This window comes from Noviherbaspirillum soli, from assembly GCF_015352955.1.
Classification (GTDB): Bacteria; Pseudomonadota; Gammaproteobacteria; order Burkholderiales; family Burkholderiaceae_D; genus Noviherbaspirillum_A; species Noviherbaspirillum_A soli.
Genome location: NZ_JACYOX010000027.1, coordinates 40192 through 54761 on the forward strand (window position 1 = coordinate 40192; position 14570 = coordinate 54761).

13 protein-coding genes are annotated in these 14570 nt (G+C 55.8%); 8 read left to right on the forward strand and 5 right to left on the reverse strand.

The genetic code is table 11. The features are described from left to right. Positions 1 to 91 precede the first annotated feature (91 nt). On the forward strand, positions 92 to 535 hold the full coding sequence (gene cynS, locus IGW04_RS17800) for a cyanase (protein WP_194714427.1): 444 nt from the start codon (positions 92 to 94) through the stop codon (positions 533 to 535). Here the strand turns inward: cynS and IGW04_RS17805 are convergent. Next, positions 529 to 1539 (reverse strand): D-2-hydroxyacid dehydrogenase family protein, encoded by a 1011-nt coding sequence (locus IGW04_RS17805; RefSeq protein ID WP_194714428.1) that lies wholly within the window; start codon positions 1537 to 1539, stop codon positions 529 to 531. The genes cynS and IGW04_RS17805 overlap by 7 nt on opposite strands. A gap of 241 nt (positions 1540 to 1780) precedes the next feature. After that, on the reverse strand, positions 1781 to 1969 hold the full coding sequence (locus IGW04_RS17810; protein WP_194714429.1) for a hypothetical protein: 189 nt from the start codon (positions 1967 to 1969) through the stop codon (positions 1781 to 1783). Here IGW04_RS17810 and IGW04_RS17815 point away from each other — a divergent pair. The 3 genes from IGW04_RS17815 (at position 1968) to IGW04_RS17825 (ending at position 4884) form a co-directional block, all read left to right on the forward strand. After that, complete coding sequence (locus IGW04_RS17815) at positions 1968 to 3827, forward strand: phosphoenolpyruvate carboxykinase (GTP) (RefSeq protein WP_194714430.1); 1860 nt, start codon at positions 1968 to 1970, stop codon at positions 3825 to 3827. The two genes, IGW04_RS17810 and IGW04_RS17815, sit on opposite strands and share 2 nt — an antisense overlap. A gap of 179 nt (positions 3828 to 4006) precedes the next feature. Next, positions 4007 to 4267, forward strand: coding sequence for a hypothetical protein (locus IGW04_RS17820; RefSeq protein WP_194714431.1), 261 nt, complete (start codon positions 4007 to 4009; stop codon positions 4265 to 4267). A 377-nt stretch (positions 4268 to 4644) separates the two neighbouring features. Then, positions 4645 to 4884 carry a hypothetical protein gene (locus IGW04_RS17825; RefSeq protein ID WP_194714432.1) on the forward strand — a complete coding sequence of 80 codons (240 nt, stop codon included), beginning with the start codon at positions 4645 to 4647 and terminating at the stop codon, positions 4882 to 4884. A gap of 36 nt (positions 4885 to 4920) precedes the next feature. Here the strand turns inward: IGW04_RS17825 and IGW04_RS17830 are convergent, their stop codons facing one another. Further along, positions 4921 to 8172 (reverse strand): two-partner secretion domain-containing protein, encoded by a 3252-nt coding sequence (locus tag IGW04_RS17830; protein ID WP_194714433.1) that lies wholly within the window; start codon positions 8170 to 8172, stop codon positions 4921 to 4923. 214 nt (positions 8173 to 8386) lie between these two features. On the opposite strand from IGW04_RS17830, the gene IGW04_RS17835 reads away from it, so the two are divergent. The 3 genes from IGW04_RS17835 to IGW04_RS17845 are packed head-to-tail and all read left to right on the forward strand — an operon-like array spanning position 8387 to position 11643. After that, entirely contained in the window at positions 8387 to 9493 is a 1107-nt protein-coding gene (locus IGW04_RS17835) for an S-(hydroxymethyl)glutathione dehydrogenase/class III alcohol dehydrogenase (RefSeq protein ID WP_194714434.1), read from the forward strand. 52 nt (positions 9494 to 9545) lie between these two features. Further along, positions 9546 to 10424: a pseudouridine synthase gene (locus IGW04_RS17840; RefSeq protein ID WP_228527177.1), complete on the forward strand. Its 879-nt coding sequence runs from the start codon at positions 9546 to 9548 to the stop codon at positions 10422 to 10424. Between the two features lie 28 nt (positions 10425 to 10452). Next, the gene (locus tag IGW04_RS17845; protein ID WP_194714435.1) at positions 10453 to 11643 is read left to right on the forward strand and encodes an MFS transporter; all 1191 of its coding nucleotides are present in this window, start codon (positions 10453 to 10455) and stop codon (positions 11641 to 11643) included. 143 nt (positions 11644 to 11786) lie between these two features. Here the strand turns inward: IGW04_RS17845 and IGW04_RS17850 are convergent, their stop codons facing one another. After that, complete coding sequence (locus IGW04_RS17850; RefSeq protein WP_194714436.1) at positions 11787 to 12092, reverse strand: hypothetical protein; 306 nt, start codon at positions 12090 to 12092, stop codon at positions 11787 to 11789. Between the two features lie 159 nt (positions 12093 to 12251). Here IGW04_RS17850 and IGW04_RS17855 point away from each other — a divergent pair, with 159 nt between their 5' ends. Further along, complete coding sequence (locus tag IGW04_RS17855; protein WP_194714437.1) at positions 12252 to 13193, forward strand: LysR family transcriptional regulator; 942 nt, start codon at positions 12252 to 12254, stop codon at positions 13191 to 13193. Here IGW04_RS17855 and IGW04_RS17860 read toward each other — a convergent pair. Then, positions 13174 to 14358, reverse strand: a complete 1185-nt coding sequence (locus IGW04_RS17860) for an MFS transporter (protein ID WP_194714438.1) — start codon at positions 14356 to 14358, stop codon at positions 13174 to 13176. The genes IGW04_RS17855 and IGW04_RS17860 overlap by 20 nt on opposite strands. Between the last annotated feature and the right edge of the window lie 212 nt (positions 14359 to 14570).

Consider the following 14570-nt stretch of genomic DNA (forward strand, 5'->3'; position numbering starts at 1 on the left):
GCCCCGTCCCGCACCACGATGGCGCTTCCATCACGCAATCTTTATGGCATGGCTCTTGCTGAAACGGGTGGTCAACCACACAGGAGCGCCCATGGACCGCATGCAAGTCACCAGCAAGATACTCGCCGCCAAAGTCAGGAAAGGCCTGCAATGGCGCGACATCGCCACCCGCATAGGCCAGAGCAAGGAGTGGACCACGGCGGCCTGCCTGGGCCAGATGACTTTCACACAGGCCCAGGCCGCGGCGGCCCAGGACCTGTTCGAACTGAGCGACGAGGAAACCGCCTGGCTGCAGATCGTGCCGTACAAGGGATCGCTGGCCACCGCGGTGCCGACCGATCCGCTGATCTACCGCTGGTATGAAATCGTGAATGTCTACGGCAGCACCATCAAGGAACTGATCCACGAGGAATTCGGTGACGGCATCATGAGCGCCATCGACTTCTCCATGGATATCCAGCGGCAGGAAGATCCCAAGGGCGACCGTGTCAACGTGGTCCTGTCCGGCAAGTTCCTGCCTTACAAGACTTACTGAGCCGGCCCGGAAGCCTTGCCTTCGAGCGCTTCCGGATTGAGCACATTTTTCGGCTCACCCCTGGCGAAATCGACGATGTTCTGGAACGCTGCGCCGAAATACAGTTCGTAGCCATCCTTTTCCACATAGCCCAGGTGCGGCGTGGCCAGCACGTTCTCCATGCGCAGCAGCGGGGAATCGGGCGGCAGCGGCTCCTGTTCGAACACATCGATCGCGGCCTGGCCCGGGCGGCCCTGGATCAGCGCCGCTTCCAGCGCGCCGGGCGCTATCAGCTCGGCCCGGCTGGTATTGACCAGGATGGCCGTCGGCTTCATCGCGGCCAGGTCGGCTGCCTGCACGATGCCGCGGGTGGCGTCGTTCAGGCGCAGATGCAATGTCAGCACGTCCGACTGCGCAAAGAATTCCTCCCTGCTGGCCGCCGCGCCGTGGCCGTCCTGGCGCGCCGCCTCCAGACTGGGCGCGCGCCCCCAGACCAGCACATTCATGCCGAATGCCTTTGCGTACGAGGCCATCTTGCGGCCGATCTTGCCGTAGCCCCAGATGCCCAGCGTTCTGCCCTTCAACACCACGCCAAGCCGGTTATGCTGCGGCGCCAGCGAGGCGGTCTGCCAGAGTCCCTGCTTCAGGTTCGCACTGTACTGGGTGATGCGGCGGCTGGCTGCCATCACCAGCGCCCAGGTCAGCTCGGCCGGCGCGGTGGGATCGCCGCTGCCTTCGACGATGGTCACGCCGCGCGCCGTTGCGGCGGCCACGTCCACATGGCCGCTGACCTTGCCGGTCTGCGAAATGAGCTTCAGGCTGGGCAGTTTTTCCAGTAATGCCCTGGGAATTAAGGTGCGTTCCCGGATCAGCACCAGGGCGTCATACGGCGCCAGCCGTATCGCCAGCTGCCCGACGCCGCGCGCGCTGTTGTTGAACACCTTGACCTCATGGCCGTCCAGCAGACGGAAACAATCGAGCTGTCGGACGGCGTCCTGGTAATCATCGAGAATCGCAATTTTCATCAAGAATTCCTGGAAATCGGGGAGTGCATTGGTAGGGAAAGAATTGTTTCGCGGGAAATGATAGCCCGCCTTCCCCGAGAATGCAGAAGACGACCAAAAATGGCGCATTGCAGCAATTTCCCGAATAAAATTCTTCGATAAAACAATATGTTATCCCTTAATAGCCTACTATTTCAGTCGGCTACTATTTCCTCCAAACTTGTGTTTGGTCATTGGATTTGCAAAAAAGACAGGTGTACAATCACCCACCATTTTGAGCAAGAGTCCGCTTTTCACCCTTGAGCCTGGCGCTGTCATTTAGCGCGGGCGGCGCGGCAGATTGCCAGCGTTTCGACAAGACCGCCGTGGCGCGCCTTACTGCGCCAGCAACAGCGACGATCCTGCCGTGCCGGGACAGATTTTTTTTATTGGCATTGGAGGTAGTACTCATGAATCAGCCTGTAATGAACGGCGTCACCGCCGTCGAGGCCCCGTCTTACGTCAAACACCAGAAACTGATCAGCTGGGTCGCGGAAATCGCCGCGCTGACCAAGCCCGACAGCATCTACTGGTGCGATGGCTCCGAGGAAGAATATAACCGCCTGTGCGCCCTGATGGTCGAAGGTGGCACCATGAAGAAGCTGAATCCGGAAAAACGTCCGAACAGCTACCTGGCCTGCTCCGACCCGTCCGACGTGGCGCGGGTGGAAGACCGCACCTTCATCTGCACCGACAACAAGGAAGATGCCGGCCCGACCAACAACTGGATGGCTCCGGCCGAAATGCGCGCCACCATGAACGGCCTGTTCGACGGCGCCATGCGCGGTCGCACCATGTATGTGGTGCCGTTCTCCATGGGCCCGCTCGGTTCGCCGATCGCTCATATTGGCGTGGAACTGTCCGACTCGCCTTATGTGGCCGTCAACATGCGCATCATGACCCGCATGGGCCGCGCAGTATACGAGGTGCTGGGCAGCGATGGCGAGTTCGTGCCTTGCGTGCATACCGTTGGCGCGCCGCTGGAACCGGGCCAGAAAGACGTGGCCTGGCCATGCAATCCCACCAAGTACATCGTGCATTATCCGCAGACCCGCGAAATCTGGTCCTATGGATCGGGTTATGGCGGCAACGCGCTCCTGGGCAAGAAGTGCTTCGCGCTGCGTATCGCTTCCAACATGGGCCGCGAAGAAGGCTGGCTGGCCGAGCACATGCTGATCCTGGGCGTCGAAAACCCGGAAGGCAAGAAGCATTATGTCGCGGCGGCTTTCCCGTCGGCCTGCGGCAAGACCAACTTCGCGATGCTGATTCCGCCGGCCGGTTTCGAAGGCTGGAAAGTCACCACCATCGGCGACGACATTGCCTGGATCAAGCCGGGCGCCGACGGCCGCCTGTATGCGATCAATCCGGAAGCCGGCTATTTCGGCGTCGCCCCGGGCACCAACAGCGACACCAACTACAACTGCATGGCATCGCTGAAGGACAACACGATCTTCACCAATGTCGCGTTGACCGATGACGGCGACGTGTGGTGGGAAGGCATGACGAAGGAGCCGCCGGCGCACCTGATCGACTGGCAGGGCAAGGACTGGACGCCTGCAATCGGCAAGGAAACCGGCCGCAAGGCAGCCCACCCGAACGCGCGCTTCACCGTTTCGGCCACCAGCAACCCCGTGCTTGACCCATCCTGGGACGATCCGGCCGGCGTGCCGATCTCGGCCTTCATTTTCGGCGGCCGCCGTTCGACCACGGTCCCGCTGGTCACCGAAGCGCGCGACTGGGTCGAAGGCGTCTACATGGCTGCCACCATGGGATCCGAAACCACCGCCGCGGCCACCGGCCAGCAAGGCGTGGTGCGCCGCGACCCGTTCGCGATGCTGCCATTCGCCGGCTACAACATGAGCGAATATTTCCAGCACTGGCTGGAAATCGGCGAAAAGCTGAGCGCAACCGGCGCAACCCTCCCACGCATCTACTGTGTCAACTGGTTCCGCACCGACGAGAACGGCCGCTTCGTCTGGCCGGGTTTTGGCGACAACATGCGCGTGCTGAAATGGATGCTGGAACGTATCGAGGGCAAGGCCTCGGAAGGCGTCGAACACCTGTTCGGCGTCACGCCGCGCTATGAAGACATGCACTGGGACGGCCTGGAATTCGGCCGCGACAAGTATGAAAAGATCACGTCGATCGATAATAGCGCCTGGGAAGACGAACTCAAGCTGCATTCTGAACTGTTTGACAAGCTCAAGCACAAGCTGCCGCCGGCGCTGGAAGCTGCCAAGGGCAAGCTGGAACAGCGTTTAAAGGCCTGAAGAACGCAGGTAAAGGCGCAGCGGAGTTGTTTGGCAGGCGGTTAAGCGCCTGCTGAAGCGATCCCGCGGCAGACTATGCGCCAGGGAAAGTCCTGGTGAACCAAAGGTGGGAAGAGGAGACACACAAGCGCGGCAGGGAAACCTGACCGCGCTTTTTATTTCTCCTGCCAGGAATCCCCATGGCCGTTCTCATCATTGTCTATGACCTCAGCCCGGTTGGCGCTTCCTACTATGATCTGGTCGCCGCGATCAAAAAATTCCCTTGGGCGAAGCTGTCTGGAAGCAGTTATGCAATTTCAACCAGCCTCTCGCCGCAAACGGTACTGAACCAGTTGCGTTCGCTGATGGATAGTTCAAGCAACCTTTATGTCATTACAGCGAACAAGCCATTTGCTGGCTACGGCCCGGAAGCCGTCAACAAATGGCTACGGCAAATCTGATCGGTCCTGACAACCCATGAGTAGCGAGGTTTGCAAGCGTCTGGCAAAACGAGCGTAGTAGTCGGCTGCCGGGCGTGGCGGCGTAAACGGTAAGAGCAGTACGACAAGCCGGCGCAACGACACCGGTGGCATCTTGTTGAGCGCCGAGTGTTTGGCACGATGGTAAAACAGGCTGCAGCAACCAATATCGATCAGATTGACAAGGTGCTGCCAAAACCCATCACCGAACCGGGCCTAAATATATTCGGGTAAATTCTCGTCACTTTTAGCGGATAATTCCGTCCCCGTATCGTGCAGGGACGGTAGCCATAGTGCAATTAGCTGGTTTGAAAGCAGCCTGTTCCGTATAAAACCAAGCCGCCTTTACTGGAGCCATCATGTACATGATTTACTGGACCGAAATAACAGGCGATACCCGCAATCCTTATCAGGAATTGTTTTCCCAAGCCGATTTGCGTGCTGCACTGCAATTCATGGAAAAACTAAGGCAGAGGCAGCGTGCCGGAGAGCCCGTGTGCTTTGTCGTCATGTCTTCGGAAAATCCGGATTCGGTCGGACATGCTGGCGCAGCCGATCCGCATCCGGACTACAAATGGATGAAAAGAAGAAAACAGTAGCAAATCACTGGCAAGAGTGGAACGCTTGGTATTTCCTTATTGTGTTATTTCTTCGGGCAGGTGTATTCCGCCATCCTGTAAAGTAAGGCTGACAGCATCTTTGCTTTTTCTTGCTTTTATCAGCTTTCTATATTCTTCATCCTTGTCTACGTTGGTCAAGACAAGAAATTCGCCCGATTTACCATATTTATTACCTGGTCTGGTGCCAGGGGATGGGACGCCCGAATTGTTTTTATTACCGGCATTGGGCTTACTGGGATCATTTCCACTGTTTGCGCCATTTCCGGCTAAACCATTATTGCCATTTCCGTCTCCGCTTGTCCCTCTACCCGCCGAACCCCCGGAGAAGCCCCCAGAAGGATTCGAAACCGGCAAATTTGGATTCTCGGCAGGTTTGGCTGGGTCGACTTGCGGGGACGTTGGCGTGGGATTTGGATTATTGGGTGGATTGGATGTCGTATCTCCCGGATCCGAAGTGGGCTGTTTTTCCCAAATCGAACCGCTGGCATTTGATTTAACAACTTTATAGTTATTGGTGACATCTTTGCCTTTGGCATCTTTAATCTGGAAATTCGCGACCTGCAAAGTACGATTACCAGTTGCGTTTGAATCAAATATTTGTTGCGCACTCATGACATCGCCTCCCGCCAGACCCATGTTGCGGTCGTCGTAAATTTTGGAAACCTGAGGTGCGAAAGACGAATTAACCGATCCATCGAATTGCTTTGATTCGGCAACTGCCTCAACGATCAGTGGTCGGGCATCAACACTCATTGAAATTGCCTGTTCGACATTTGGATTTTTAAGATAATAACCTTGCTGATCGGACCAGAAACGTTTTGTATTTTGGTAAGAAACATTACCTACATCAGTGATGCCATTGAAATTAGGGTCTGATGTGGAATACAAATGCAGCGAATTGGAAGCGTTTGCGTCAGAGTAAAATAATCTCGGCTGCAAATCGAAAGTTGCGCCGTCATAAACCTTTGCTACATTCGTATCGACCGAGAACACGTCTAAAGGCTTGAGAAACGACTTCAGCAAAGGAAATGTATATCCATCGTAGCGCGTCCAAGCAGCATCAAAATCAAAATTCAATGTAGCATTTTTCAGTTCCGCGGCGGTTAAATAGCCGTTTTCCGCATAACCGCCAGCACTTTCTGGATTAGAAGCAATTGCACCTGCTTTTCCAGTTCCATCCGTAGTCCAGTAGGAATTGGTAACTTTTCCGCTGTTCATGCCCGTAATGCCATTTCTGCTGTTGTACCATATGGCATAAACACTATCGATTTTTCCCGCGTTTGTTCCTGCAATGCCGCCTATCCCTGAGTTAAGGAATGACCCGGCGACTGTGGCAAGGCTGTAGGCATTCTTGATCTCGCCCATGGATGTATTTTTCCCAACAATTCCTCCTACGGAGTTAGGAGAGATTTCCGAGTATCCAGGCTTGACATTGTTTGATACACGACCTGTCACATAAACATTGTGTATATTTCCATTGTTATAACCCGCCAGCGCGCCTACCGAATCATTACCCGTGATGTTGACATTAACGAGGCCAAGATTCTTGATTTCGCCACTGGAGGAGGAAAATAGGCCAACCCTGCTTCCGATGGGCCGGTTTATATACAAGTTTGATATGACATGATTCAATCCATCCATTTTTCCGATGAACTGATTAACGCCATTGAAAGCCAATGGAATAAATCCAGTGTTGTAATCCCATATATTCCGTGGCAGATTTCCAGGTCCTTGATTCCAGTTGGCTGTCTCCGCCGCATCAATATCACGGCCAAGGGCATAATTTCCCGAAAGATTTTCGTTTACCTTTTGTAGCTGGTCCACATTATTCACCAGCATCCACAAGCTATAAGGGCTTGTAATGAAATTGTTATAAATCGTTGTATTTTTATAATTCTCGACGTTCGTGTAAATATCGATGGTGCCATTACCGCTGGCACCGATTTTTCCAGCCTGTCCAAATGAAAGCACGCCGCTGCCGGTACCGTTGAGGTCTGTACGAATCAGCAGGCCGCCAGTACCTACATTTACCGGGGCGTTGATCAGCACATTTTTCTCCGCTTCCAAAGTCAGCTTGTTTTGTCCAGTAGATAAAATCGTATTGTCGACGATGAGACCTCCGGTGTCTGCCTGGCTGTTCGCACGGACGCTCACTGTGATATTGCTTGATGATAAATTTCTATTGAGTGCTTCGGTGTGAATCTCGCCTGCGTGATTACCGACACGCCCGCTAGCGGTCCTGATTGTCCAGAGACCAGTTCGCCCATTGATTGCATGTGTTGTGATAACGGCAGCAGCGTCTGCGGATACATGTGCGGCGGACGTATTGATTGTTCCACCCTTACCTTCTGTAGCGGATGCGTCCAGAGTGCCTCCGAGATTGACCCTGCCGCGGCGAACGTCAGCGAACAATTCTATTTTTCCGCTGCTATTTCTTAACGTTTTTGCCTCGATAATGCCGGTATTATTAACGACCGCGCTTTTCGTTAAATCATCCAGGCCAATTGCTTCAAGCGAAATCGTACCGCCAGCTGCCTTGATATTTCCTGCATTCTCCACTATGGCATTAGCAGTTTCCTTGTCGATTGTATAACCGATGAGGGAATTCTTGGCAAAGTACAGAGCTATCTGGTTTCCCGCGCCCATTAATACCCGGCCTGCTGACGCTTTAATGTCGCCGTTGTTTCTCACTTCATCGGAAAGAAAGACAATATAACCTCCTTCCGAGGCGATGATGGATCCAGAATTCTTTACCGAGCTTGCTGGTCCATTGGAAAGCTTGGAAAACTGGAAATTTCCAGCCATGAAGTCTTTATCCGATATTCCCAAGGTACTGGCAACAATTCCTCCCGTATTAACTTCGGCCTTTTCACCGAATAGCACGCCATTGGGGTTAATCACGAATACCTGCCCATTGGCATTTATTTTTCCGTTGATCAAGCTGGAATTAAGTCCGGTTATACGGTTAAGTATCAATGATGAACTGGATGGTTGGATGAAATTGACTGTTTCGCCCGGCTGGATGCCAAATTGCTGCCAATTTATGATGGCTCTGCCAGTTGTTTGTCTCACATCCATGGAACGTTCGTTATTGACGATTTCAACGGAACCTGATGCAATCGATGGCCCTTGGGGCAAGGCTTTTGCGTTTGAAGAATAAATACATGCGATGGCAAGGCTGATTGTCATTTTTAAAATTTCGCGCCCCCTGGTTTTTTTTATTTTTTCGAAAGGATTTTTTTCCAGCAAGCATTTCTTTTTCATCATGCTTCTCCTCAATAAGATCCCGGACGACAAAACCGGTATTCGTCCGAATTTAAGTTCTTACTGATGAGGCATGAATAATGATTAGCTTTAAAAAACTTAAAACATCTTTCTTAGAACGTTTGATCGATCAATGAATATTGATATTCCGATCATCGTTTATACTGGCTGCTTTTACGTACGACAAACCCGATATCGTCATTACAAGGGATCATAAATGAAGACAAAAGCAGCAGTTGCCTGGAAAGCCGGCGCGCCATTGACCATCCAGGACGTTGATCTTCAAGGCCCGAAAGCGGGCGAAGTGCTGATCGAGGTGAAGGCCACCGGTATCTGCCATACCGACTACTACACCTTGTCAGGCGCCGATCCTGAAGGAATTTTTCCATCGATTCTCGGGCATGAGGGCGCGGGGATCGTGGTCGACGTTGGGCCGGACGTGAAATCGCTGCGGCCGGGTGACCACGTGATTCCGCTGTACACGCCGGAATGCCGCCAGTGCAAATTCTGCCTTTCGCAGAAAACCAATCTCTGCCAGGCGATACGCGCCACGCAGGGACAAGGACTGATGCCGGATGCGACCTCACGGTTTTCCATCGACGGCAAACCGGTTTTCCACTATATGGGCACCTCGACCTTTGCCAACCACATCGTCGTGCCGGAAATTGCCGTCGCAAAAATCAGGTCGGATGCGCCATTCGACAAGGTCTGCTACATCGGCTGCGGCGTGACCACCGGCGTGGGCGCGGTGCTCTTTACGGCCAAGGTGGAGGCGGGCGCGAACGTGGTGGTGTTCGGCCTGGGCGGCATTGGCCTGAACGTGATTCAGGCGGCGAAAATGGTTGGCGCGAACAAGATCATTGGCGTCGACATCAACCCGGACCGGGAAGCCATGGCGCGCAAATTCGGCATGACGCATTTCGTCAATCCCAAGGAGGTCGGGAACGTCGTCGATCACATCATCGAGCTTACCGACGGCGGTGCCGACTATTCCTTCGAATGCATAGGCAATACGACTACCATGCGGCAGTCGCTGGAGTGCTGTCACAAGGGCTGGGGCCAGTCCATTATCATCGGCGTGGCGGCGGCGGGCGAGGAAATCAGCACCCGGCCATTCCAGCTGGTGACGGGCAGGGTGTGGAAGGGCTCCGCTTTTGGCGGCGCGCGTGGGCGTACCGATGTGCCGAAAATCGTGGATTGGTATATGGAAGGCAAGCTCAACATTGACGACCTGATCACCCATACCTTGTCGCTGGACCGGATCAACGAAGGCTTCGATCTGATGAAACGGGGTGAATCGATCCGTTCCGTGGTTCTTTACTGAACATGACCGATTGCACGGGTCATCGGCCAGCGGCAATCAGGGCAGACATGCCATGACGCTACCGATGCGCGACGGCGTGGCGCCCAGCTTTGTCATTTTGCCGGCAGGGTGCAATGGCACCTTGCTCGACTTCCTGACGCAGCAGTTTCCAGCAATTTCCCGCGCGGTCTGGCAAAGCCGGCTGGCTCGTGGCGAGGTGGTGGACGACCGCGGCAGGGCCATGCAAGCCGACACGGCCTGCCGGCAGAATGCCAAGATCTTTTACTATCGCGAGCTGCCGCCGGAAACCCCGATTCCGTTCGAGGAAACCATATTGCATGTGGATGCGCACCTGCTGGTGGTCGACAAGCCGCACTTCCTGCCGGTGACGCCCACCGGACGATTTCTACAGGAGACCTTGCTGGTGCGGTTGAGGCGCAAGACCGGGCTGGCCCATCTGTCGCCCATCCACCGGCTGGACCGGGAAACCGCGGGCGTGATGCTGTTTTCAGTCGATCCGGCCAGCCGCGGGAAATACCAGTCGCTATTTCAGCAAAGGGCTGTCAGCAAGATGTATGAAGCCCTCGCCGACCCGCTGCATGATGTTGACTTTCCATTGACCTACCGCAGCCGCATGGTGGATGGCACGCCTTTTTTCCGGATGCAGGAAGTGCCTGGCGTGCCGAATTCGGAAACCGTGATCACGCCGATTGAAACCCGCGGCGCCCATGTGCTGTATCGCCTGGAGCCGCTGACCGGCCGCAAACACCAGCTAAGGCTGCATATGGCCAGCCTGGGTATCCCCATCGTCAATGATGCGTTTTATCCGCAGGCCTTGCCATGCAAGGCGGACGATGTGTCTTCACCCTTGAAGCTGTTGTCCCGCTCGGTGCGCTTCATTGACCCGCTAAGTGGCGAAGCACGGCATTTCGCCAGTCGCATGACGCTGTAGGACTGCAGAACTTCCACCGTCTGACTTTATGAAACATGCAACCAGTATTCCTTCCACCGCTGTTCTTGCGCTGTCGCTGGCCGCTTTTGGCAGCGGCATGTCTTTGCGCCTGACTGATGCGCAGTTGCCCCGCCTGGCATCGGATTTTGGCGTGTCCCTGGCCAGCGCTTCCTATGTGATTACCTGTTTTTCAGTGGCATACGGCGTGTCGCAGCTGTTCTTCGGTCCTTTGGGTGACCGGTTCGGAAAATATCTCGTGATCGCGTGGGCAAGCGCTTGCTGTGCAATCACGGCATTACTGTGCGCCATCGCACCGAATTTCCCTTCACTGCTGGCAGCACGTTTTCTCGCCGGTGCAACGGCGGCTGCATTGATTCCGCTTTCCATGGCATGGATAGGCGATGTGATCGCCTATGAAGAGCGGCAACCGGTGCTGGCGAGATTTTTGATCGGGCAGATTCTTGGCGTTTCAGCCGGCGTGTTCATGGGTGGAATGGCTGCGGATTACCTGGACTGGCGCATTCCATTTTTTGGCATTGCCATTGGCTTTGTGCTGATCAGCCTGAAGCTGTTTTCCCTGAACAAGCGGTTGCCGGGACATGCCAGACAGACGGTGCAGGGAGAAGGCGCTGCCGTGCGCCGGATGATGCGCGAGTTTTCCCAGGTGTTGTCAGCAAAATGGGCGAAAGTCGTGCTGGCGACCGTGTTTCTCGAAGGCCTCTTCCTGTACGGCGCATTTGCGTTCATCGCTACCCATGTCCATGTGGTCCACGGTTTGCCCCTGTCCAGGGCAGGCTTGCTGGTCATGCTCTTCGGGTTTGGCGGCGTGCTGTTTGCCACGGCGGCAAGACTGCTGGTGCGCCGGCTTGGCGAAGCCGGACTGACGCTCTGGGGCGGCATGATCGCCGCCTTGTCGCTGCTGGGGATTGGTGTGGGGCCGCACTGGATATGGGCCCTTCCTGGCTGCTTCTTCGCTGGCGTGGGCTTCTACATGCTGCATAATACCCTGCAGATCAATGCCACGCAGATGGCGCCTGAACGCCGTGGCGCCGCGGTGTCGGCATTTGCATCGTGCTTCTTTATCGGACAGTCCGTCGGCGTCGGGTTGGCCGGCCTGCTGGCCGATTACAGCAGTACAACCACCGTTCTCATTCTTGGCGCGGTGGGATTGCTGGCGCTATCGCTGAATTTCAGTCGCCTGCAAAGACGAAAGCATTAAAAAATGCCCCTCGAGACAACTGTCTGAGGGGCGAACCTTCCCGAGTGGGAGGAGGAGACAACCTGAAAAAACACCTGACGCAGACAAAAGTTTCTTCGATTGCTTCCACCTCAACCAGATTTATTAATGCAAGAGAAGATTGCTTAACCGCGCGAGGCGATCTGCCTCAGTTCAGCAGCCAGGTTAGGCTGGCTGCGGTCATATTCGCGCGCCATGCTGTTCAACATGGCAATGCCGCGCAGTTTTGCAGCGAAGCGCCGCTCTTCCAGCGACTTGCGCGGCGCCATCATCAGAATGGCAGCCTGAAGCAGGCCTTTGAGCAAGGGTTTGAACACCAGCAGCAAAGTGGCAAACAGGCTTACGCCAATCAGCGGCCGCGCAGCGCCGACGGCAACGCCTGCGAACGAAACAGCAGCTTCAAGCGGAAAGACAATCGACAAGAACGACATAACGCAACTCCCAACCAATTATTCTGTAAGAAAATTTCTTCGAAACACTCTTTTGTTGCGGTGCAGTATAAGTAGGCATAAGATCGAAAGCCAATTTTCTGTTTGGATACCCGTTATGTTTCTCATGAATAAGGTTTGGGCCGGAAAAGAGGTGAGCAGGTGAGCTTCCTGAGCCTGGATCTGAACCTTTTGCGCGTCTTCGACGCAGTCATGAGCGAGCAGAACCTGACCCGTGCGGCGAGTCGCCTTGCGATGACCCAGCCCGCGGTATCGAATGCAATCCGTCGCCTTCGTGATGCGCTGAAGGATGACATCGTGGTGCGGACCGCACATGGGGTAAAGCCGACGCCCAGGGCGGAAAGCCTGTGGCCGGCAGTCCGCAGAGCACTTGCACAGCTGCAGGAAGCCGTTGCGCCCCATACATTCGACGTCTCGCAGGCGACAGCGACCTTCCGGCTGGCGATGGCCGACGCAACTGCCGCACTGGCATTACCCTCGCTGATGCGGTCCATCGAAAAAGAGGCGCCGGGCCTGAACATCAGGATGATGCCGCTTACCACCCGCGAACCACGACCGATGCTGCTGCGCGCGGACATCGACCTGGCCATCGGTTTCTTTCCAGGCGTGGTGGCACAGCTTTCCGGGGAACTGGCAACGCCGATCAGGCACGAGCGCCTCTATTCCGGCAGATATGTCTGTGTAATGCGCCGGGATCATCCGCTGGCGAAAGGGCCTCTGACACTGGAGGCGTATTGCAATGCCAAGCATCTGCTAGTCAGTTTTTCGGGGCGGGCCCGGGGGCTGGTGGATGATGCATTGGCCCAAATAGGGCGCGAGCGCCGCATCCTGCTCACCGTGAATCAGTTTTTCACGGCCGGCCGGGTAGTGGCCAATTCCGACCTGATTACCGTGGTGCCACGGCATTTGATCGCTTCGACCGGCATCAGCAATGAACTGGTGGACCTCGAACTGCCGTTTGACATGCCTGATGTCCATGTGGACATGCTGTGGCACGAGCGCGATGCGCGCAATCTCGCGCACAAGTGGATGCGTGAACATCTGACGACCATAGCTGCAGCCGCTAGTCCGTATCCCGTTTGATTTCCCAGCGCCTGGCATGCCGCACAGCCAGCCAGTAAGCCATGGTGGCGACAATGCTGATTGCCAGCAGCATCAGCATCGTGGAGACCTGCCCGAGGCTTGCCAGCGCCAGGGTAAAGCCAAAGGGCGCCAGGGCGCGGGCGATGAAGGCGGGCCGGGCCAGCCGGCCGAGCAAAGTGGTGTAATCGCGGCGGCCATACAGTTCGGCCGGGACGATGCCCCTGACGATGGTCATCAAGCCGTTGCTGATGCCATACAGCGCGGCAACCAGATAAGCCAGCCGCGTCGAGCCATCCAGCAGGAAAAGCGCTGTCATGCCCAATATCATTGCCGCGAATGTCAGGCTGCCGACGTGGACCGCGCGCGTATTGCGGCCCATGCCCAGTTCAAGCAGGCGTCCGAGCACCTGGGTCGGCCCAACCAGCGCGGCAATCGTGACCGCCTGCGCATCGCTCAGGCCGGATGTGCGGAACATGCCGATCAGGTGCACCGACAATACCGACAGAACGAAGCTGCCCGACGCAAAGGCAAGTGCCAGCCACGCAATGTGGGGCGCCTGGCCAGTGGCTGCAGGACGGTCGGGAAGGCTGCCGGGCTTGCGTCCATTCCCCGGCAGCAGGCAGGCGTGCAGCGGCAGGCAAACCAGCAGCTGCAGCAGCGCATAGAAGAACAGGGCGTGGCGCCATCCGGCCATCGCCATCAGCCATTGCGATGCCGGCCAGGAAACCGTGCTGGCAAAACCGCCAAACAAGGTTAGTCCGGTAACGGAACGGCGATAAGCGTCACCCGCAATCTGGTTCAATGCCATGAAACCCGCGTCATATAAACAGGCGGACATCGCACACCCGGCAAGCACCGCCGCGGCAAACAGGCTTAAAGGCCCGCTGGCGGCTGCAAGCAGGCACAGGGCAAGCATGGCCATTACCGAACCCGAGCACAGCACCATGCGGGCGCCATGCGCTTCCATCAGCCTGCCCACTGCCGGCGCGGCCAGGCCGGAAATGGAGAGGCTCAATGTAAAGGCGGCAAAGAGAATGCTCGAGCTGACCTGCAAATCCTGCTGCATGCGCTCGCCAAGCACGGCAATCGGGTAATAAAGGCTGCCCCAGGAAATGATCTGCGCAATGCCCAGGCCGCTCACGACGACCGTTAATGGCCGGCTCATGCAGGCTCCGCGATGTGGATAAGGCTTTGGATAAGCTGTGCAGGGTGTGGGGATAAAACGCCTTGAAAGCGGAACAGGATTCTTGTACAGAATCGCCCACTGTTGAATACAGGGCTTATGCAGGCTTTATGAAATTTCCAAGGGTTTGATTTCATATGCATTTTTATTGTTATCCACAATTTAGCGCATGCGTTAACAACTACTATTATCCG